The sequence below is a fragment of the Rothia sp. ZJ932 genome (assembly GCF_016924835.1).
Lineage (GTDB): Bacteria > Actinomycetota > Actinomycetes > Actinomycetales > Micrococcaceae > Rothia.
Genome location: NZ_CP070480.1, coordinates 135,105 through 154,905, shown reverse-complemented (window position 1 = coordinate 154,905; position 19,801 = coordinate 135,105). Strand labels below are relative to the sequence as shown.

Below are 19,801 nucleotides of genomic sequence, written 5' to 3'. Positions count from 1 at the left end.
CTCGGGAAAACTCCCGCGTAACTATTCGCGAAAATCCTTAACCGAGCCGATTACTGGAGTGTTGCGGGTTACTCTTGAAGTATGTCTAATCGTGCCGGCACTGTTGCCATCCCTGAAGATCTTGTTGATATCGACGCGCTGATCAGCGCCTACTATGACCTCATCCCTGATCTGAGTGATCCCGCCCAGCGTGTAGCGTTTGGTACGTCGGGTCACCGCGGTAGCTCTTTCAAGAGCTCCTTTAATGACGCGCATATTGCCGCTATTTCGCAGGCGATCGCTGAGTACCGTAAGGGGCAGGGTATTACAGGCCCACTCTTTATGGGTAAGGATACCCACGCGCTGTCAGGCCCCGCGCAAGATACCGCCTTGGAGGTGCTGGCAGCTAACGGTGTGACCGTGCTACTTGATGCTGATGGTGGCTTTGTACCCACCCCTGCGCTGTCTCGCGCAATTATTGTACACAACGCTGACCCGGCAAACACCGCACAGGCCGACGGCATTGTGATTACCCCCAGCCACAACCCGCCCGCTGACGGCGGTTTCAAGTACAACCCCCCTCACGGTGGCCCGGCTAACTCCGATGCAACCGGCTGGATCGCTAACCGCGCCAACGAGCTTCTTGAAGGCGACAACAAGGACGTCGCCCGCCTCTCCCTAGAGAACGCGAAGGCTGCTGAGACCACCGGCACCTACGACTACCTGGGTGCTTATGTTGATGAGCTGGGTGACGTCATTGATATGGACGCCATCGCAGCCTCAGGTCTGAAAATTGGCGCTGACCCCATGGGTAGCGCATCCGTTGCCTACTGGCAGCGCATCGCGCAGCAGTACAAGCTCAATATGACCGTGGTGAACCCGCAGGTTGATCCGCAGTGGGCATTTATGACCCTGGACTGGGACGAAAAAATCCGCATGGATTGCTCCTCACCCAGCGCTATGGCGTCCTTGATTGAGAACAAAGAAAAGTACGATATCGCTACCGGTAATGACGCCGACTCAGACCGTCACGGCATCGTCACCCCCGACGCCGGACTAATGAATCCCAACCACTACCTGGCTGTTGCTATCGACTATCTCTACCGCAACCGCACCGGCTGGGCGGCAGATGCTGGCATTGGCAAGACCCTGGTTTCTTCTTCGATTATTGACCGCGTTGCCGAGTCGCTGGGACGCACGCTCGTTGAGGTTCCCGTGGGCTTCAAGTACTTCGTCGATGGCTTGAGCACCGGAGCCATCGGTTTCGGCGGTGAAGAGTCAGCGGGCGCGTCCTTCCTCATGCGTAACGGCAAGGTCTGGACAACCGATAAGGACGGCATCATTCTGGCTCTGCTGGCGGCAGAAATTACCGCTGTTACCGGCAAGACCCCCTCACAGCGCTACGCTGAACTCACTCGTTCCTTCGGCGAGCCCGCTTACGCGCGGGTGGACGCCGCCGCCACCCGCGAGCAGAAAGCAAAGCTCGGTGCGCTCTCCCCCGCTGATGTGACCGCGTCTGAACTTGCCGGTGAAGCAATCACCGCAAAGCTGACCGAGGCACCGGGCAACGGCGCGTCCATCGGCGGTCTCAAGGTAACCACCGAGAACGCCTGGTTTGCGGCGCGTCCATCAGGTACTGAGGACGTCTACAAGATTTATGCCGAATCCTTCAAAGGCGCTGACCATCTGGCGCAGGTGCAGGCTGAAGCGAAGAAACTGGTAGATAGCGTCATCGCTTAAATCTCTCTAACCTCTCGCGGTTCGCTCTCCTCAGAGCGCAGAGTTAACAGGTTTTCGTCTGGAACATGGGTAACTTTGCGCTCTGAGTGCTTAACAAAGCTCCGTTTTTCTTAGCATTGGGGTTATTTGAATCACACATACATGTTTTATTCGCAGCCATGCCCTGAGCCTCACCCTTTTGACGCAGGTTTTTAGAAAAACCGTGTACCTTGCCGTTTAACACCCTGTAACCAAATGTCACCCACCTACCCAAAGAAGAGTAGACTCAACCACGAAAAATAAACTACTCGTCCTGAGTTTTACAGCGTTTTCAGGACGCGTCACCATTTTGTGGGAGATACACATGGCATCACTCTCTGAAGGTGTGCAGGCAACCCCGCCTAACACACCCCAGACGACGCAGAGCACGGGGTTCTTCGGTCACCCCCGTAGCCTGGCTAACCTTTTCTCGGTAGAGCTGTGGGAACGTTTCTCGTTCTACGGCATGCAAGTCATCATGCTCTACTACCTCTACTGGGAGGCAGAGCGCGGCGGTCTAGCACTGCTCAGCGAAACCTCAGCAGCGGGCGTTATGGGTGCCTACGGCGGCATGGTTTACCTCATGGCTGTGGTCGGCGGTATCTTGGGCGACCGTGTCCTCGGCCCCGAACGCACTCTCTTCTACTCAGCAATCGCCATCATGGCAGGTCACATTGCACTTGCCATTCTGCCCGGCGCTGCTGGCGTTATCGCAGGTCTGGTGCTGGTAGCTATTGGCTCAGGCGGTCTGAAAACCAACGCATCCGTACTCGTCGGTTCGCTCTACGACAAGACCGACCCCCGCCGAGACGGTGGCTTCACCATCTTCTACATCGGCGTGAACATCGGTGCGCTCTTTGGCCCCATGCTCACAGGTATTCTGCGTGAAAACTACGGCTTCCACATCGCTTTCGGTATGGCAGCTGTAGGTATGGCAGTCGGTCTGATTCAGTACGCACTAACCCGCAAAAACCTGCCCGCCAGCGTCCACCAGCTCTCACAGCCGCTCAACGCACGAGAGAAGAAGGTCTACGGCATCGGTACTGTTGTCATACTGGCGGTCATTCTGCTCTTGGTCTTCACCGGCATCATCAACCCGCTGAACCTAGCGACCTGGGTCATGAGCATCATTGCTATCTGCGCAGCGATTCTCTTCTACACCCTGCTCACCTCTAAACTCACCACCGCTGAAGAACACTCCCGCGTGGTCTCTTTCATTCCCATGTTCATCGGTAACGTGGCTTTCTGGGCGCTCTTTCAGCAGCAGTTCACCGTATTGGCGATCTACTCAGAATCACGCATTAACTGGAACATCTTCGGTCTGCAGCTGACCCCCGAGTTCATGAACTCCATCAACCCGGTCTTCATCATCATCTTCGGTGCTATCTTCACCGCAATGTGGACGAAGATGGGCGACAAGCAGCCTGCGACGCCGGTTAAGTTCGCCATCGCGCTGATTCTTATTGGCATTGCTTTCTTGATTTTCTTGACCCAGGCGGGCAACACCAACGTGAACTTTATGTGGATTGTGCTGATTCTATTCATTTGCACCATGGGTGAGCTTTCTATCTCACCGGTGGGTACCTCACTGGCGACCAAGCTGGCACCCGAGAATCACCGTGTAGCAATGGTGGCACTTTACTTCACCTCTGTTGCACTGGGTACCGTCCTTGCCGGTTGGTTGGCTCGTTTCTACTCCCTCGAAACTGAAGTACCTTACTTCACCACCTTGGGCATCATCACTGTCGCTATTGGTCTTGCCCTGTGGGCAATGAACAAGTGGATTGTGAAGAGGATGGCAGGAATCCGCTAACACCCCAGCGCTCCACCGCAAGAGGACACTGGTGCGTCATTTTTGGTCTAAAAATGACGCACCAGTGTCCTCTCGACGTTAGGGGGTTTTACTCCTCTGCCTCCACGCGGGCGCGAAGATCATCCCGCAGCAGGTCTTCCTTGTGGAAGTGCTTGTTGCGGTAGCCTGAGCGCGCCATCATGTGCGTTGAAATGGGGATAGTCAGCAGCTGCAACATGAAAATTACAATGAGCAGCGGCAACAGTTTCAAATCTCGAGCGTACAGCCCGATACCCACCACCATCATGAGCAAACCAAACACCTGCGGCTTAGAACCAGAATGCAAACGGGTCAGCAAATCGGGGAACCTCACCAGACCGGCAGCAGCTGCCAGCGACATCAGCGAGCCAGTAATCAGGCAGAGCGAAACAAGAATATCAATCAGCATTTAAGCGTCCTCCCGTGTACCCGTAGCCAGGTCATCGCTGAGTTCTTCGGCTGAGTAGGTATCAAGTTCAGAACTCACCGGCGCATTCGATGCGAAGCGAGCCACCGTCACCGAACCAATAAAACCAATGGTTGAAACAACCGCCAGCATGGGCAACAGATCGTACCTTTTGTCGTAGACCATGTTGATGCACACGGTCGCACCAATAATGGTAAGAATGACGTCTGACGCCACTACGCGGTCAAGCAGGGTCGGCCCTTTCCACAAGCGGTAGAGAGCGCCCACGGTGGCAAAGGTTAGAATAATGCCGCAGATCCAGACAACTATAGTCATATTCATGAGCGGGGACCTTTCTGTGCGACCTTCATGCTCTGAGGAGTTTTTTCGCGTTCACCAACGATTGCGTTCTCGCGGGTAAAGCTGGCAACGATTTCTATTGCCTGAGTGTCATCGCTGGGTTCCTCATGCAAAAGCGCCCGATACTCGTCACTGTGACCTGCCGCTTTGAGGATTCTCGCCTCAACATCGCGTGCCATCAGGCAGTAGTCAATGGCTTCTTGAGGGGTGGAGATATCAATGACGTGGAAGTAAAGAATAGAGTTCGCTCGATCCACTTCTACCACCAGAGATCCAGGAATCAGTGAGAGCGTATGGGAGGTTGCAGTAATAAACAGGTCAGATTTAGTACGCAGCTGCACGCCCACTACCGCGCTATTGACGGGTTTGCCGAAGGAGAGAGCAAGAAAGAGTAGCTTGAAACTTGCCAGCGCCACCTGCCAGAGAAAGAACACCATAAACTGAAAGGCGTACCAGGGGTTAAATCTGTCTGAGAGGTAGAGGCTGGGCATGGGAAAAAGCACGGTCACGAGGACGGCGAGCACCAGACCGAAAGCTACGTTAGATACTGAGAAATCCTGCCAGAGGGCGCACCAGACCAGCAGAATCCACAGCAGGGGCGGTAGCCCGTGCAAGAAAAAATCTTTGATGCGTTTCATTGTGCTCCTCCTGCGTGATCTGCCAGGTACTCTTCGATGGTCGGCGCTGTCTGACCGAAGACCGCCTGTACATAGCGGTCAGGTTCAAAGAGGTTATCCGAGGCGAAGTCTGCAAGTTCAAAGAGGGGGGGTGCCAAGAAAGTTATGGCAACGCTAACCGAAATCAACCCGAGAGTTGAATAGAACATTGAGGTGGGAATGGGCTTGTGCTTGTAGCGTGAGGGATTATCTGATTCCTCGGCGCTCAGTAGCTCAACCATGGGGTCTTCGGCTTGGGCGACCGGACGCCAAAATGCCTTGTTCCAGATACGCATGAGGGCAATCAGGGTCAGCAGAGAAACTAACACGCCGACCCCTGCCATGGCGTATGCCTGCCAGGTGCCCGCGTCTGCACTTGCCTGCAGCAAACCGATCTTGCCGATAAAGCCTGAGAAGGGAGGAATACCGCCCAGGTTCAGGGCTGGAACCATGTAGAGAACACCCAAGACCGGTGAGATAGCGAGCATGCCACCCAGGCGGTCGGTGTTGGTGCTGCCGGTGCGACGTTCGATGAGACCAACCACCATAAACAGTGCCGTCTGGATGACGATGTGGTGGGCGATGTAGAAGACCACTGTGGTTAGTGCCAGCTCGCTGCTCAGGGCAATACCCCAGATCATGTAGCCGATATGGCTGATGAGAGTGAAGGAGAGCAGACGTTTGATGTCTTTCTGCGCCAAAGCACCCAGAATACCCACGAAGAGGGTCAAAATCGCCACGATAGCAAGCAGAGTGTTGAGATGTCCGCCGGGGAACAGCAGGGTCTCGGTACGAATAATCGAGTACACGCCCACCTTGGTCAGCAAGCCCGCGAAAACCGCGGTCACCGGTGCCGGTGCCGTCGGGTAGGAGTCTGGCAGCCAGAGCGAAAGCGGAAAGACCGCCGCTTTAATGCCGAAAGCAATCAGCAGCATGAGGTGCAGCTGCATACGGGTGCCTTCGGGCAGGGTACCCAGTTTCAGTGCAAGATCCGCCATGTTCACGGTACCCACCGAAGCGTAGATGAATCCGATGGCGATTAAGAACAGCATGGACGAAATCACTGACACCACCACGTAGGTAACGCCCGCGCGAATGCGCTCGGTTGAAGCGTTCATGGTGGTCAGTACGTAGGAGGCAAAGAGCAGAATCTCAAAGCCCACGTAGAGGTTGAAGAGGTCACCCGCCAAGAAGGCATTAGACACACCGGCAATCAGCAGCAGGTAGGTGGGGTAGTAGACCGAAATCGGCACTTCGTCGTCTTCATCAGCCAGGTTCTGACCGGTGGCGAAGACCAAGACTGCAAGCGAGATTGTCGATGAGACTACCAGCATCAAGGCTGAGAGCTGGTCCACCACCATCACGATGCCGAAGGGAGCCTCCCAACCACCCAAATGAACCGCCTGGGGTTCTTTGTTCCACACCGCCAGCAGCAGGGTGATTTCAAGACCCAACGCCACCAAAATAGCGCCGAATGAAATCAGTGCCTGGGCACGCGGATACTTAAGCAGAATAAAAGTCAGTGCCGCCGCAAAGAAAAGCAGAGCAACAGAGAGCGGAGCAAGAGCAAAGATATTCATTGGTTAGCTCTCCTTCGGGATAGTAGCGGAAGCATCGGGCGAGATTCGGTCAGAGAGGTCAGGAGCACCGGGGGCAGTCAAGGCGACTTCTTCATCATCGTCTACACCCGCCGCACTTGAACCTGCCTTTGAGCGTCGCAGGTTCTCTTCTTCTTGCTGCTGCAAGCGGGTTTGCTCGTCGGCGTCGAATTCTGACTCTTCAACGTCTGCGAGCGCGTCCTCTTCAGCATCAAAGCGGTCGGCTGATGCCACGCGGATATCTTCATCATCGTCCTGAATCTCATCAGCGCGGGAGAGCACCCAGCCGCGGTAGATCATGCCGAGGATGAAGGCAACCATGGCGAAGCCGATGACGATTGCGGTGAGTACCAGTGCCTGCGGTAGCGGGTCTGAGTACTCACTGGGGTCTATGTCTTTTTCGTAGAAGACGGGTAGACCTGCCGGGCCTGCTGCGTGGAAGATGAGCAGGTTAGTGGCATTGGAGATGAGCATGAGCCCTAGCAGCACTCGGGTGAGTGAGCGGGCGAGTACCAGGTAGACGCCTACGGCGTAGAAGACGCCCATGACGAGGATGAGGCTGAGGTCGATGATCATTTGCGGCCTCCTGTAGTTGCGTCGGATCTCTCTTCGACTTGTTCGCTGACGTTGACGGTGTTATCGGCGATGGCGTCGTCAATGCCTTCACCGAGGCTGCGGAGGATATCGAGGACGAGGCCGATGACTAGTAGGTAGACGCCGATGTCGAAGATGACGGCGCTGGCGAAGTGGACGTCGCCGAAGACCGGCAGCCAGAAGTCCCAGACGTAGGAGGTGAAGACGGGGTCTCCTGCAAAGAGGGGCGCTACGGCGTAGAGGGTTGCAATTGCAAGGCCGGTGCCGAGGAAGGTACCGGCTGAGAAGGGTACGGAGCTGCTGAGTTCAGCGCCGCCGCCTGCCAGGTAGCGAATGGTGAATGCCAGACCTGCGAGTAGCCCGCCGGCGAAGCCACCGCCGGGCAGGTTGTGCCCTGCGACCAGCATATAGAGCGAGATTATCAGCAGGGTGTGAAAGAGCAGTCGGGTCATCACTTCAAGCAGTAGCGAACGCGCCTCGGGGGGCAGTGTGCGTCCTGCGATCAAGAAGGGGTCTCGGCTGCTGCCTTCAACCTGCCCGAAGATGTTTGACATCTTGCGCTGCTGGCTGACTTTGCCCTTGTTGAAGGACGCTTCGATGGTGCGCATCTTGGCGGTGCTGGGGTTGGCGCCCAGGGTGTCGTTGCGTCCGCCGATAAAGATGAGGGACGCAACGCCCGTTGCTGCCAGTGCTAGCACGGAGATTTCGCCGAAGGTGTCCCAGGCTCGCATGTCGACGAGGGTGACGTTGACGGTGTTGTAACCGTAACCGTATTCGTAGGCGAGGTGGGGCATTTCTACCGAGATGGGGGTCAGTTCACGCGAGGAGAAGGTGAACATAGCGAGTGCCATCATGAGCACCGCGAAGCCGATGGCGATGACCATGCGGGTTGCTTTGGTCATGCGGTGTTTGCGGTTGGCGACAATATCGCGGGGCATGTTGCGCGGGAGAACGCGCAGGGCGAGTACGAAGGCGATGAGTGAGAGGGTTTCAACCAGCAGCTGAGTAAGGGCAAGGTCGGGTGCTGAACGTAGGGCGAAGAGCAGAACCATACCGTAGCCGGTGACCGAGACCATCAGAATCGCGAGGAATCGTTTGCGCACTGCAGCAGCAACGATGGCTGCAACAATCATGGTGATAGCAACAATCCACTGCACCGGCGATTCGCTGGCGCGGACGTTGGCAAGCGGCGGGGTGGTTTCTACGAAGAGCGCGATGGTGGGCAGGGTCACTGCGGTGACTAGGATAACCGAGAGGTAGAAACTCAGTGAACCACGCTGGGTTTTACCGGTGACCCACACCGCCAGCACGTCGAGCGCGTCCATGATGTCGCGGTGAATAATGTAGGCACCGCGCATAGCCGGGAGCGCTTTCTGAAAGCGTTCAACTGGGCTGCGGAAGATGTAGAGAATGATGCCTGTGACTAGGATACCCACAGAGGTCATCAGAGCCGGGGTGATACCGTGCCACAGGGCAAGGTGCAGCTCGTACTCCCCCACCGTTTTCATGTGCGCTGAGATTAGCTGGTGAACGGGTTCGGGGTACAGACCGTAGATGATAGTCAGAACAGTCAATACCGCTGGAGCCACCAAAAAGCCGTTGGTGACCGCGTGAAAGCGGGTGTCAGGGCTGGGCTGGTTGCGTCCGTGCTTGACCTTGGCGAGATCAACATCTTCGCAGTATTTGATTTGGTCGGTGACAATGTAGCCCTGGGGTTTGACGGCAAAAGCGCCCCAGACAAAACGTGCCGAATAGGCGAAAGTGAGTGCTGAGCCCAGCACTACACCGGCAACAGCCAACAGCCCGTGCGGTGTATGTACGCCGTGCAGGGCGGTTTCAAGCACAGCTTCTTTTGCTACAAACCCGGCAAGCGGGGGCACACCCGCCATGGACGCGGCAGCAATCAGAGCCGCGATAAAGAGTTTGGGGGCACGGCGGTAGAGACCGGAGAGCTTACGGATATCTCGGGTACCAGTCTGGTGGTCAATAATGCCTACCGAGAGAAAGAGGGTTGCTTTGAAGAGCGAATGCGCCAGCATCATGGCAATAGCCGCGTAGATCGCATCCGGCGTGCCAATTGAAATCACGAGCGCCAAGAAACCCAGCTGAGAAACGGTACCGTAGGCAAGAACAAGTTTGAGATCGTACTGTTTGAGGGCAACGTAGCCACCAAAAAGCATGGTTGCAACGCCCAAGAAGAGCAGGGTGTAATGCCACACCTGAACCTCGCCGAAAGCAGGTGCCAGACGCAGCAGAAGATAGATACCGGCTTTCACCATCGCCGCAGCGTGCAGGTAGGCGCTGACGGGGGTCGGTGCAGCCATTGCACCGGGCAGCCAGTAGTGCATGGGCAGCAGAGCAGATTTAGAAATAGCGCCCAAAAGAATTAAGAACAGCGCCCACGATAAGACTGTAGATGAAATTGAACCCTCACCAGCAAGCACCTGACCGGCGAACTCAGCGCCATTTTGCGTCCACTCGCGCATACTGTAAGTACCCATTGCCTGACCTACTATCACCAAGCCGATGAACATGGCGAGACCACCGAAGGTGGTAATAGTCAGTGCCTGCAAGGCAGAACGACGCGCAGACAGACGCTCACAAGAATAGCCAATGAGCAGGTAGGAAAGAATGGTGGTGATTTCCCAGAAAACGAACATCACAATGACGTCGTCCGCAGTAATCAAACCGAACATCGCGCCCGCAAAACCGAAGAGGTAAGCGGCAAAAGTTCCTACCGAGCCTTTGGAGTGCTCAAAGTAAGAGGCGCAATAGAAGAGCACCAAAGAACCCACTCCAAGCACCAGCAGGCTCATGATGTATGAGAGCACATCGAGGCGGAAGGTCAGTTCAAGGTTCAGCTGTGGAACCCACTGCAGCTGCTGTACTAAAGCGTCGCCGCCAAGAATGCGCTGAGTATGCACCAGCACGTACACCAGCGCTAGGGCAGGAATAGCCGCTAAGACATAGAAGGTCTTGATGCCGAGCTTTTTGTACAGTGCAGGGGCAACCACAGAACACAAGAAGAAAGCAAAAAGAATGAAGGTCACAAGAAGGCCTTACGTGTTTGTGTTTGGGCGTAGTTACCTCTAGTTTAGTCGATAATCTCTGCTTACTGTTATGGGCGGTTCCACAAAAATTGGCGGTCATCGTGGGAATATACGCGCCTGGCTATGTTCAGAAGAGCACCGCGACCTCAAGGCAGTGCGAGAGTTTTCCCCGCTACCGACTATCAACCGGTTACCGGTAGAGGTAGTAAACTTGAGGGCGTTTGAGTCTTCTTACTCGCAAGGATTTTTCTCGTGTCTCGTTCTCCTTTTTCTTGGCAGCTTCACGGCGACGGTAAAACCGTTGCCCCCGGCGCTGTTGTTGCCCCTCATGAGCGCCTAGCGTGGGGTCGCACTATCGGTATTGGCGCCCAGCACGTGGTGGCAATGTTTGGTGCTACCTTCTTGGTGCCGCTCCTGACCGGTTTTCCCCCGGCAACTACCCTCTTCTTCTCAGGTTTAGGCACAATTTTGTTCTTGCTGATTACAGCAGGACGAGTGCCCTCCTACCTGGGTTCCTCATTCGCCTTTATCGCGCCCCTGGCTGCGGCAACCAACCAGCACGGTCCCGCCGGTGCCTTGGGCGGCATCGTCATGGCTGGCGTTTCGCTCTTTATCGTGGGTCTAATTATTCAGTTCGCGGGTACCGGTTGGCTCACCAAGCTCATGCCGCCGTTGGTCACCGGCGCTATCGTAGCGCTGATTGGCTTCAACCTCGCTCCCAGCGCGAAGAAGAACTTTATGGAAGCACCCGTTACCGCTTTCATCACCCTGGTTTCTATCGTGCTGATTTCAGTACTCTTTAAGGGCATGATTGGGCGTCTTTCAATTCTGCTGGGAGTCGTCATCGGCTACATCACCGCTGTACTGCGCGGCGAAGTCAATTTTTCAGCCATCCGCCAGACTTGGGAAACCGAGGGCTTGATTGGTCTGCCGCATTTTCAGACCCCTGAATTCCACTGGAACCTCGCCGGTCTCTTCATTCCCGTAATTCTAGTTTTGGTTGCTGAAAACATCGGTCACGTTAAATCAGTGGCACTGATGACTAACCAAAACCTCGACGCTTACTCAGGACGCGCGATCATGGCTGACGGTCTTGCCACCACTGTTGCCGGTTTCGGCGGCGGTTCGGGTACTACCACCTACGCTGAAAATATTGGCGTTATGGCAGCAACCAAGGTCTACTCCACCGCCGCCTACTGGGTAGCTGCTATCTTCGCGTTGCTACTCTCCATCTTCCCGGTCTTCGGCGCCGCCGTTGCATCCGTTCCCGCCGGCGTCCTGGGTGGTGCGGCAACCGTTCTCTACGGCATGATCGGCATGCTCGGTGTACGCATCTGGGTACAGAATCGTGTAGATTTCTCCAACCAAGTCAATCTGAGCACCGCGTCCATTGCCATGATTATCGGCATCGCCGACTACACCTGGGATTTCGGTGGTCTACAGTTTGCCGGTATCGCTCTGGGCACCACGGCAACCCTGATCGTCTACCACGTGATGGCAGCTATCAATAAGGCAACCGGGGCAGCAGGTACCCACCCGCTCACCCCTGACGCCACAGACCCCTCAGACCCGGCAGCTAGCGCCCACTAGGCTATAGCGCGCCCACCGAGCAAACAAAAACTGAGTGTATAAGTGCCCCTTCCGGTATTCGAAAGGGGCACTTATGCACTCAGGATGTGAAGTTATCTACCCAGCTCTTTGAGAACCCGGCTAAGAATATCGGTGCGGTTTGTAATGATTCCATCGACACCCAGCTCGATGAGTTCGCGCATACGTTCTGCCTCATCAATGGTCCAAATATGCACCTGGTAACCAGCAGTTTGAGCTGTTTCGAGCAGACGCGGGGTCAGCACCTGCCAGGTTTTGCCCAGCCAATTATGGGTTAGGGGAATCTGCACCGCGTCGATGGGCGCCACCCAGTTATTAGTTTTAGCACTGATGACACTCCACATCTTGGGGTGAATCAGCGATGAAAGGTAGAGAAAAGTCATCGACAGTTCCGAAGCGCCCAGAGTTACCTGATCTTGTAGCCCATAAAAAGCCAGGCTTCGGTAGGCAGCTTTTCGGGTGCGTTCGGTAAAAGAGGTGATGCGCACGCGCGGTAGTTTCTTCACCTGCGAGAGAACGCGCGGCACCGTAATAGCAGAGGCGGCATCTTTCATGTCGATATTGAAGGACGCCTCGGGGAACGCTTCGAGCGCCTCGGCGAGCGAGGGGATGCGGTGCCCGCCCTCAAGCTCTAGCTCTTTGATCTCTTTCCAAGGGGTGTTGCGTACCAGACCAAAGTGACCGGTAAGCCTGTTCAAGAAGGGGTCGTGAAAAACAATAGGCACCCCGTCTACAGTGGTATTTACGTCAATTTCTAGCCACTGGGTACCGGCGTCCAGGGCATCTTTGAAAGACGCGAGAGTATTTTCTGGCGCGTTGAGACTAAAACCGCGGTGGGCGAAGCGCTCAATAGTCTGACGCTGCTCAGCTGAAGTGGAGGGTGCAACCATAACTACAAATTTTATACTACAACTTAATGGTTACTGCGAGGAGCACCACCGCTCACCCCCACAGATAAGGTGAAAGAAGGCGGTTATCAACTACCGGTTCTCGTCCAAGAGCTGCTCAATCACCTGAGCTACACCGTCCTCGTCAAAAGGCGGGCAGGTGCGTCCCACCGCCGCTTGAACAGCGGGCGCACCTGATTCTAGGGCGTAGCCGTGCCCAGCCCACAACAGCATCTCCGTATCGTTAGGCATATCGCCGAAAGCTGCGACTTCGCTGGCATCAATACCGCGAGCTGCGGCGAAATCCTCCAGTACGCACCCTTTGTTCAGCCCCAGCTGAGCCATCTCAATCAGGGGGCTACCCGGTACTGCGTGGGTTACAGACACATACTGCCCCACTAAAGACCGCACTTTTTCTAGAAGCTCAGCCGGGTCAGCCTCATCAAGACGCACCAGGTATTTGATGATTTCGCTCTTTGGGGTGATGGCATCTTCCAGGGCACCGTACTCACATCTAATACCGTCGAAAGGTCCACCGGGCACCACCTGAAAATCACCGTCAATGTAGGCGGCATCAATAGTCTCAGCAGTAAAGTGTGCCCCCGGTAACGCTTCTTTCAATAATGAGTGTACCTGCAACATCTGCTCGCCGGTAAGGGTACGGGTTTCTATAATTTCTTGACGCCCCAGGTGATAGGTCACCGCCCCATTGGAGCAGATAGCATAAGAATCGTAACCACCCATTTGCTCCACGATGGCAGATAACCAGCGGTAGGGACGCCCGGTGACCAGCACCAGATGAACCCCGGCGGTACGAGCAGCCGCCAGCGCATCCAAGGTGCGCGGTCTAAAGGCAAAATCGTGTCCGATAAGGGTTCCGTCGATATCGCTGGCTATCAGTTTGATCATGGGTGATTTTTAGTGTTCCTCGTGGGTGATGGTGAGGAAAGCACGCGCGATGCCGTGGGAGAAGAGGTTAAAGTTTACGACGGCGGGGCTGGTCTCTGCATCGATGTCGAGTTCTTCAACGTCTACAGCGGTCACGCAGAAAATGTAGCGGTGGGCACCGTGACCGGCAGGAGGAGCCGCGCCCAAGAAAGCGTCTGTACCACCGTCATTGCGGTGACGCAACGTACCTTCGGGCATATTTTCGGCTGCGCCGGTAGCCAGTTCAGTAATGCTTGCGGGGATGTTTGAGGCGCACCAGTGCCAGAAACCGCTGGGGGTGGGTGCGTCCGGGTCAAAACAGGTCACCACAAACGATTTGGTTTCAGCAGGAAAACCGCTCCACGAAAGCTGCGGCGAAATATCTTTGCCGCCCTCGATGCCGAAGATGCCCGAAAGCTGGGCAGGCTGAGCCTTCTCGCCTTCAGCGATGTCAGTGGAGGTCAGCGTAAATTCAGGCAGGTCAGGCAGATCGGCGTAGGGTTCACGGTTCAACATGGATGTAGCTCCTTTGAGTTACGGGATTAGCAATTAGATTTCAGTGTAGTAGATGGCGCGAAACGAGTAACTAGTTGCCCAAGACCTGCATCAGTTCAGAGCGGGTGGGCGGGTTAGCGCCTGCACGTGAGACGGTAATTCCAGCGGCAGTAGCTGAGAAGGTCAGGATCTCGGTGAGGTCTTCGGCGGTCAGCGCGTCGAGCTTGGCGCTGGCTTCTGCCCCCTCAATTCCCCGGTCGAGTAGGTTGGCGATGAGCGCTGCCATGAGAGAATCGCCCGCACCTACGGTGTCTGCAACCTCAACCCGGTGAGCGGGAACAGCAACACCGACGTCACGGGTTTGGCTGTTAACAGCCCAAGGCCCCATCTCGCCACGGGTAACCACCACAAGGTTCACGCCGGCTTCTAACCAGGCAACGGCGCTCTCTTCGAGGGTGCGGTGCGGGTAGAGCCACAGAATATCTTCATCACTTGCCTTGATAACATCGGCGTGAGCAACTACTCGATCAACCCAGGCGCGGGCAACCGATGAATCAGGAATAATCGTCGGGCGGCAGTTGGGGTCATAGGTAATTAGTGCGTGATTATCGGCAGCTTTGATGGTTTCTACGACGGTTGAAGCGCCGGGCTCAAGCATTGCCCCGATAGAGCCAACGTGGATGGCGGACGCGGCACGGGCGACCTCGGCAAGGGCATCGGCTGCGGCGTCCAGCGACCAGTCGATGTCGAACTCGTAGTCAGCGGCACCGGTCTCGCTGATGTTTGCTTGGGCTGTTGAGGTTTTCTTCTGGTCGGCACCCACCGGCAGAATGACGCCGGAGTCTTTGAGGTGTTTGTCAATCATCTCGCCGTTATCATCGGCGCCGTAACGACCAATGAACTGAGCATGGTGACCCAAGCGGCTGACCCCCACGGCAACGTTCATGGGACTACCACCGGGGTGGGCGTGCTCCGGCTCTCCGGGGCGCTTAACAATATCTACGAGGGCTTCACCAATCACAGTCAACATGAACTCATTTTATCAGCGACTGTGAAGTGGATCCTACAGTTAGGTAAGACGCATCTTCTTTACCCCACTTATGTCTATAGACGGTGGGTAACGCCTAGCTTCGGGGTAGTTTTTTGTAGCATTTAAATTATGGAAAAAATTCTGTCTGTGCCCTTAGATGACTCCCTCGTTGAACGGCTGGAGAACATTAGCGTGCGCGCAGGCGTAGCCGTCTCCGAACTTGTCAGTGACGCGATCGCGCGTCACCTTGCTGATCTCGAAAACTATTACCTCAGCATCCACGAATTGCGTTCGGTGCGTCTCGATCACCCGCAGAACCCACTCGCGGCACCTGAGGTGCGTGAGTACCTCGACCTCAATGGTGAGCGTCCGGCATAACTCTTTGCTTCACCTGTTTTTCTAAAACACCCTCCGTTTTAATGATTTCTGTTGTAAGCAACCGATAAGCTAGAAGTAGCGCTCGTTTCAACGACGATTCGGTCGCCTAATCGTTGAATGATGCGAGTTGGATCCGCTCATCACACCGCACCCTAGTGTGCTCTACCGGTTCTGCAATGAGGCAGAACCGAGGAAGTAGGTCTGAGACCAGTGACTATTTCTCCCGCACAAGCCCGTGACCAGTGGGTAGCACGCGAAGCAGAAGCAGAGGCAATGATTCCTCTGATTGGTAAGCTCAACCGCGAAAACCATGTGGTTGTGAGCATCTACGGACGAAGCCTGATTAATAAGTCTGTTATTCAGATTCTCAAGGCTCACCGTTTTGCCCGCCAGATTGACACTGTGGAGCTGAACCCCAGTGATTCCCTGAAAGTTCTTAACTCTCTGCAGGGCCTGAATTTGGGGGCGTGTTCTATTGATATTGCTGCGCTGTGGCACGCTTTTGAAAAGTCTGACTCCGCTGATCTTGAGGCGTGGTTGCGCGAAGAGTTGGCTGAAGTGATTGACGGCAAGGGCAAGAATGAGCAGGCTCCGCAGGACGTAGTGCTCTACGGTTTTGGACGCATCGGTCGTCTGCTGGCACGTATTCTACTTGAACGTTCTTCAGGGTCTGAGCTGAATTTGCGCGCTGTGGTGGTACGTAAGAATTCAGACGTTGATTTGTTCAAGCGTGCCTCTTTGCTGCGCCGTGACTCAGTGCATGGGGCGTTCAAGGGCACTATTCGCGTTGATGAAGAGAACAACATTATTATTGCCAACGGCACCCCGATTCAGTTCATTTACGCTTCTGATCCTGCTGATATTGACTACACTGCCTACGGTATTAATGACGCGATTATTGTTGATAACACCGGTCGTTGGCGTGATGCAGAGAGCCTGGGTCAGCACCTAAAGTCTAAGGGCGTCAAGCGTGCGCTGCTCACCGCACCCGGTAAGGGCATGAAGAACATCGTCTGCGGCGTCAACGATGACACCATCGAAGATTCTGACCTCGTTGTTTCGGCAGCCTCGTGTACCACCAACGCTATTACCCCGGTGTTAAAGGTTCTTGACGATGCATACACCGTTGAGCATGGTCACGTTGAGACCGTTCACTCATTCACGAACGATCAGAACCTGATTGATAACTTCCACAAGGGTGACCGCCGCGGACGCTCGGCTGCACTGAATATGGTGATTACCGAAACCGGTGCGGCTAAAGCTGTCTCGAAGGCACTGCCACAGCTGGAGGGTAAGCTCACCGGCAACGCTATTCGCGTGCCCACCCCCGATGTGTCAATGGCGATTCTGAACCTGCAGCTTGAGAAGCTCCCCGCTGATAAGGACGAGCTGAACACCTTGCTGCGTGAGGCGTCCTTGACCTCTAAGCTGCGTCGCCAGATTGACTACACCGATTCTAACGAGGTTGTTTCCACCGACTTTGTAGGTTCGCGTGCCGCCGGTGTTGTCGATGGGCTAGCAACTATTGTGACTCCCAAGAATGTATTGCTGTACGTCTGGTACGACAACGAGTTCGGTTACTCCTGCCAGGTAATTCGCGTGCTTGAGTCAATGGCAGGACGCACCACCCCCACCTTCCCGCGCGCCGAGAGCTAGAAGCGTCAGCGGGGCGGCAGCACCACCCGCGACACTAACGCTCTCGGAGTGAAAGGGGCTACCTTATCTTTCTACCTCCCGGCGAGATGCCGGCATGAGAGTAGTGGAGAGGGTAGCCCCTTTTTAATTACTTTCAGCATTCACCCCGTCCGCTAAAAACCCCGACCCTCTCTTGAATACAGGATTCAGGAAAGAACCGGGGTTTTTAGGTGCCGTTTTGGGGCTAACTCACACGGTACTTAGCAGTGAGAATGACCTTGCTTTTAGGCGTCCGCAGCGTTCTTGCCCAGGGGTTCCAAGCGAACCAGAACTGACTTATAGACGGGGGTATTTGACTCGTCCGCAGTGGAATCAAGAGGAACCAGAACGTTGGCTTCGGGCAGGTAGGTGCTGACGCAACCGCGGGCGTGATCGTACTCCACCACGCGGAAGTTAGGCGCACGACGCTCGCCGTCCTCCCAGACCGAAACGATGTCTACCAAATCACCGTTACGCATACCCTGCGCCGCGATATCGTCCTTGTGCATAAAGACAACGCGACGACCGTTATGAATACCACGGTAGCGGTCGTTCAAACCGTACATGGTTGAGTTGAACTGGTCGTGCGAGCGAACGGTTGACATCAAGAAGTGGTTTTCGGGAACCTCAAGAACAGCAGGCTGGTTCACGGTCAGGTGAGCCTTACCGTCAGAGGTATTGAAAACGCGCTGACGCGGGCCGTTGGGCAGGTAGAAACCACCAGGCTTCTTCATTCGCTCGTTGTAGCGCTCAAAACCGGGAATGGTGCCCTCAATCGCGTCACGGATTACGCTGTAATCGTCGATCATGGGCTGCCAGAAATCGTCCCCGAAGGTCTCGCGACCGATAGAGCAAATGATATCGACCTCAGACTTGAGGTTCAGATCCTTATTAGCAGTGCGCTTACCGATAGACGCTGACACCACGCCAGCTGAGTTCTCAACGGTAATCTGCTGCGGGCCTGACTTCTGCATATCAACATCGGTACGAGCCAGCACGGGCAGAATCAAGGACTTCTCACCGGGCCAAGCGTGTGAACCGTTGGGCTTGGTGGAGAGGTGAACGGTCATTTCCTGTTGGGTCATTGCACGTTCACAGGCGCTGGTATCTGATGCAACACGCACCAGGTTACCGCCCAAAGACATGAAGAACTGGTTTTCACCATCGCGCATCTGACGCAGTGAATCAACGGTATCCAAACCGAACTCACGGGGAACATCGAAACCGAAGTAGTCCTGCAGAGCGTCCATAAAACGCTTAGGCATCTTTTCCCAGATGCCCACGGTGCGGTTGCCCTGAACGTTGGAGTGACCGCGGAAGGGGGCGGTGCCCGCACCGGGCTTACCGATGTTGCCGGTCAGTAGCAAGAAGTTAACGATTTCGCGCAAAGTTGCAACGGCACTCTTGTGCTGGGTCGCACCGAGGGTCCAACCAACAATCACAGAGCCAGCCTTCTCAACCATGTCAGCAATCTGTGAAACCTTGGCAGCTGAGATGTTTGAGCCGCGCTCCAGCTCAGCATCATCGAGGCTCATCAGGTGCTCAACGGTCTCTTCAAAACCAGAGGTGAACTTCTCAATGAATACGTGATCAATAGCGTCACGGCGAATCAGTTCGCGGTTAAGCTGCTGGAAGAAAGCGCGGTCGCCATCAAGACGAACCTGCAGGTACTCGTCCGCCAACTTCTCAGCAATACCCAAGCCACCCTTAATGGACTGGGGTTCCTTGAACGCCATCAGACCGGTCTCGGGCATAGGGTTCAGCACTACCATCTTGCCGCCGTTCTCTTTCATCTTGGTGAAAGAGGTCAGCGAACGCGGGTGGTTGGTGCCGGGGTTCTGACCCACCGAGAAGTACAGGTCTGTGGTTTCAAGATCATTCATGGTGATAGAGCCCTTGCCCAGCCCCAGGGTCTGTGACAGTGCGCTACCGGTTGATTCGTGGCAGAGGTTACCGCAGTCGGGCAGGTTGTTTGAACCCAGGCGGCGGGCAAGCAGCTGGTAGGTGTAAGCAGCTTCGTTGGACGCGCGTCCTGAAGTGTAGAAAACAGCCTTCTTAGGGTCGGTCTTCTTCAGCTGCTCTGAGATCAGTGAAATCGCTTTTTCCCAGCTGATGGGGCGGTAGTGCTCATCGCCTGATGCGCGATCATAGTACATGGGCTCGGTGATACGACCCTGCTTGCCCAGCCAGTGATCGGTCTGGTTCTGCAAATCGCTGATAGTGTGAGCAGCCCAGAAATCGGCGGTAGCGCGATCAGGGGTGGTCTCTTCAGCAACAGCCTTAGCACCATTTTCGCAGAACTCAACAATGTTGAGGTCTTTCTGGTTAGGCTCAGGCCATGCACAACCGGGGCAGTCAACGCCACCGTGCTTGTTCATGTTAATCAGGGGTAGCAGACCGCGCGCAGGAATAGCGTGCTGCATCGCGTGCAAAACGCCAGGAATACCGGCAGCAGCCTTTTCGCGATGGGTTACTTTGGGGTTGTCAAAAGCATTAGCTTCTTCGCTAACCCGGCTGACAGTAGGAAGATTTGATTCTAAAGGTGCATTCATAGCTCTATACCTAACAGT

General features: G+C 55.3%; 16 protein-coding genes. 5 read left to right on the top strand and 11 right to left on the bottom strand.

Translation table 11 applies throughout. From position 1 onward, the window contains the following. The first annotated feature begins 81 nt into the window (after positions 1–81). Both pgm and JR346_RS00715 read left to right on the top strand, forming a co-directional pair. Positions 82–1,719, top strand: coding sequence for a phosphoglucomutase (alpha-D-glucose-1,6-bisphosphate-dependent) (gene pgm / locus JR346_RS00720; RefSeq protein WP_205482550.1), 1,638 nt, complete (start codon positions 82–84; stop codon positions 1,717–1,719). A gap of 343 nt (positions 1,720–2,062) precedes the next feature. Beyond that, complete coding sequence (locus JR346_RS00715; protein ID WP_205482549.1) at positions 2,063–3,550, top strand: peptide MFS transporter; 1,488 nt, start codon at positions 2,063–2,065, stop codon at positions 3,548–3,550. A gap of 88 nt (positions 3,551–3,638) precedes the next feature. On the opposite strand, the gene mnhG is transcribed toward JR346_RS00715, so the two are convergent. The 6 genes from mnhG to JR346_RS00685 are packed head-to-tail and all read right to left on the bottom strand — an operon-like array spanning position 3,639 to position 10,232. After that, entirely contained in the window at positions 3,639–3,977 is a 339-nt protein-coding gene (mnhG, locus tag JR346_RS00710) for a monovalent cation/H(+) antiporter subunit G (protein WP_204877642.1), read from the bottom strand. Beyond that, positions 3,978–4,316 carry a monovalent cation/H+ antiporter complex subunit F gene (locus JR346_RS00705; RefSeq protein WP_370592523.1) on the bottom strand — a complete coding sequence of 113 codons (339 nt, stop codon included), beginning with the start codon at positions 4,314–4,316 and terminating at the stop codon, positions 3,978–3,980. Continuing rightward, complete coding sequence (locus tag JR346_RS00700) at positions 4,313–4,972, bottom strand: Na+/H+ antiporter subunit E (RefSeq protein WP_204877643.1); 660 nt, start codon at positions 4,970–4,972, stop codon at positions 4,313–4,315. The genes JR346_RS00705 and JR346_RS00700 overlap by 4 nt, the downstream gene beginning before the upstream one ends. Further along, positions 4,969–6,570 carry a Na+/H+ antiporter subunit D gene (locus JR346_RS00695; RefSeq protein WP_204877644.1) on the bottom strand — a complete coding sequence of 534 codons (1,602 nt, stop codon included), beginning with the start codon at positions 6,568–6,570 and terminating at the stop codon, positions 4,969–4,971. The genes JR346_RS00700 and JR346_RS00695 overlap by 4 nt, the downstream gene beginning before the upstream one ends. Positions 6,571–6,573: 3 nt before the next feature. Then, on the bottom strand, positions 6,574–7,164 hold the full coding sequence (locus tag JR346_RS00690; RefSeq protein WP_204877645.1) for a Na(+)/H(+) antiporter subunit C: 591 nt from the start codon (positions 7,162–7,164) through the stop codon (positions 6,574–6,576). Beyond that, positions 7,161–10,232 carry a Na+/H+ antiporter subunit A gene (locus JR346_RS00685; RefSeq protein ID WP_205482548.1) on the bottom strand — a complete coding sequence of 1,024 codons (3,072 nt, stop codon included), beginning with the start codon at positions 10,230–10,232 and terminating at the stop codon, positions 7,161–7,163. Before JR346_RS00685 ends, JR346_RS00690 begins: the two co-directional genes overlap by 4 nt. Before the next feature lie 252 nt (positions 10,233–10,484). Here JR346_RS00685 and JR346_RS00680 point away from each other — a divergent pair, with 252 nt between their 5' ends. Further along, positions 10,485–11,822: a uracil-xanthine permease family protein gene (locus tag JR346_RS00680; protein WP_205482547.1), complete on the top strand. Its 1,338-nt coding sequence runs from the start codon at positions 10,485–10,487 to the stop codon at positions 11,820–11,822. A gap of 92 nt (positions 11,823–11,914) precedes the next feature. Here JR346_RS00680 and JR346_RS00675 read toward each other — a convergent pair whose 3' ends face one another. The 4 genes from JR346_RS00675 to JR346_RS00660 form a co-directional block, all read right to left on the bottom strand. After that, positions 11,915–12,730 (bottom strand): glycerophosphodiester phosphodiesterase family protein, encoded by an 816-nt coding sequence (locus JR346_RS00675; protein WP_204877648.1) that lies wholly within the window; start codon positions 12,728–12,730, stop codon positions 11,915–11,917. Between the two features lie 90 nt (positions 12,731–12,820). Further along, a complete protein-coding gene (locus JR346_RS00670; protein ID WP_204877649.1) occupies positions 12,821–13,636 on the bottom strand; it encodes an HAD family hydrolase in 816 nt (271 codons plus the stop codon). Positions 13,637–13,645: 9 nt separating this feature from the next. After that, the gene (locus JR346_RS00665; protein ID WP_204877650.1) at positions 13,646–14,170 is read right to left on the bottom strand and encodes a YbhB/YbcL family Raf kinase inhibitor-like protein; all 525 of its coding nucleotides are present in this window, start codon (positions 14,168–14,170) and stop codon (positions 13,646–13,648) included. Positions 14,171–14,240: 70 nt separating this feature from the next. Then, complete coding sequence (locus tag JR346_RS00660) at positions 14,241–15,179, bottom strand: carbohydrate kinase (protein WP_205482546.1); 939 nt, start codon at positions 15,177–15,179, stop codon at positions 14,241–14,243. A gap of 129 nt (positions 15,180–15,308) precedes the next feature. Here JR346_RS00660 and JR346_RS00655 point away from each other — a divergent pair, with 129 nt between their 5' ends. Both JR346_RS00655 and JR346_RS00650 read left to right on the top strand, forming a co-directional pair. Further along, entirely contained in the window at positions 15,309–15,557 is a 249-nt protein-coding gene (locus JR346_RS00655) for a hypothetical protein (protein ID WP_205482545.1), read from the top strand. Positions 15,558–15,767: 210 nt separating this feature from the next. Next, positions 15,768–17,213: a glyceraldehyde-3-phosphate dehydrogenase gene (locus tag JR346_RS00650; RefSeq protein ID WP_205482544.1), complete on the top strand. Its 1,446-nt coding sequence runs from the start codon at positions 15,768–15,770 to the stop codon at positions 17,211–17,213. Positions 17,214–17,476: 263 nt separating this feature from the next. On the opposite strand, the gene JR346_RS00645 is transcribed toward JR346_RS00650, so the two are convergent. Further along, a complete protein-coding gene (locus tag JR346_RS00645; protein ID WP_204877654.1) occupies positions 17,477–19,783 on the bottom strand; it encodes an FdhF/YdeP family oxidoreductase in 2,307 nt (768 codons plus the stop codon). Positions 19,784–19,801 lie beyond the last annotated feature (18 nt).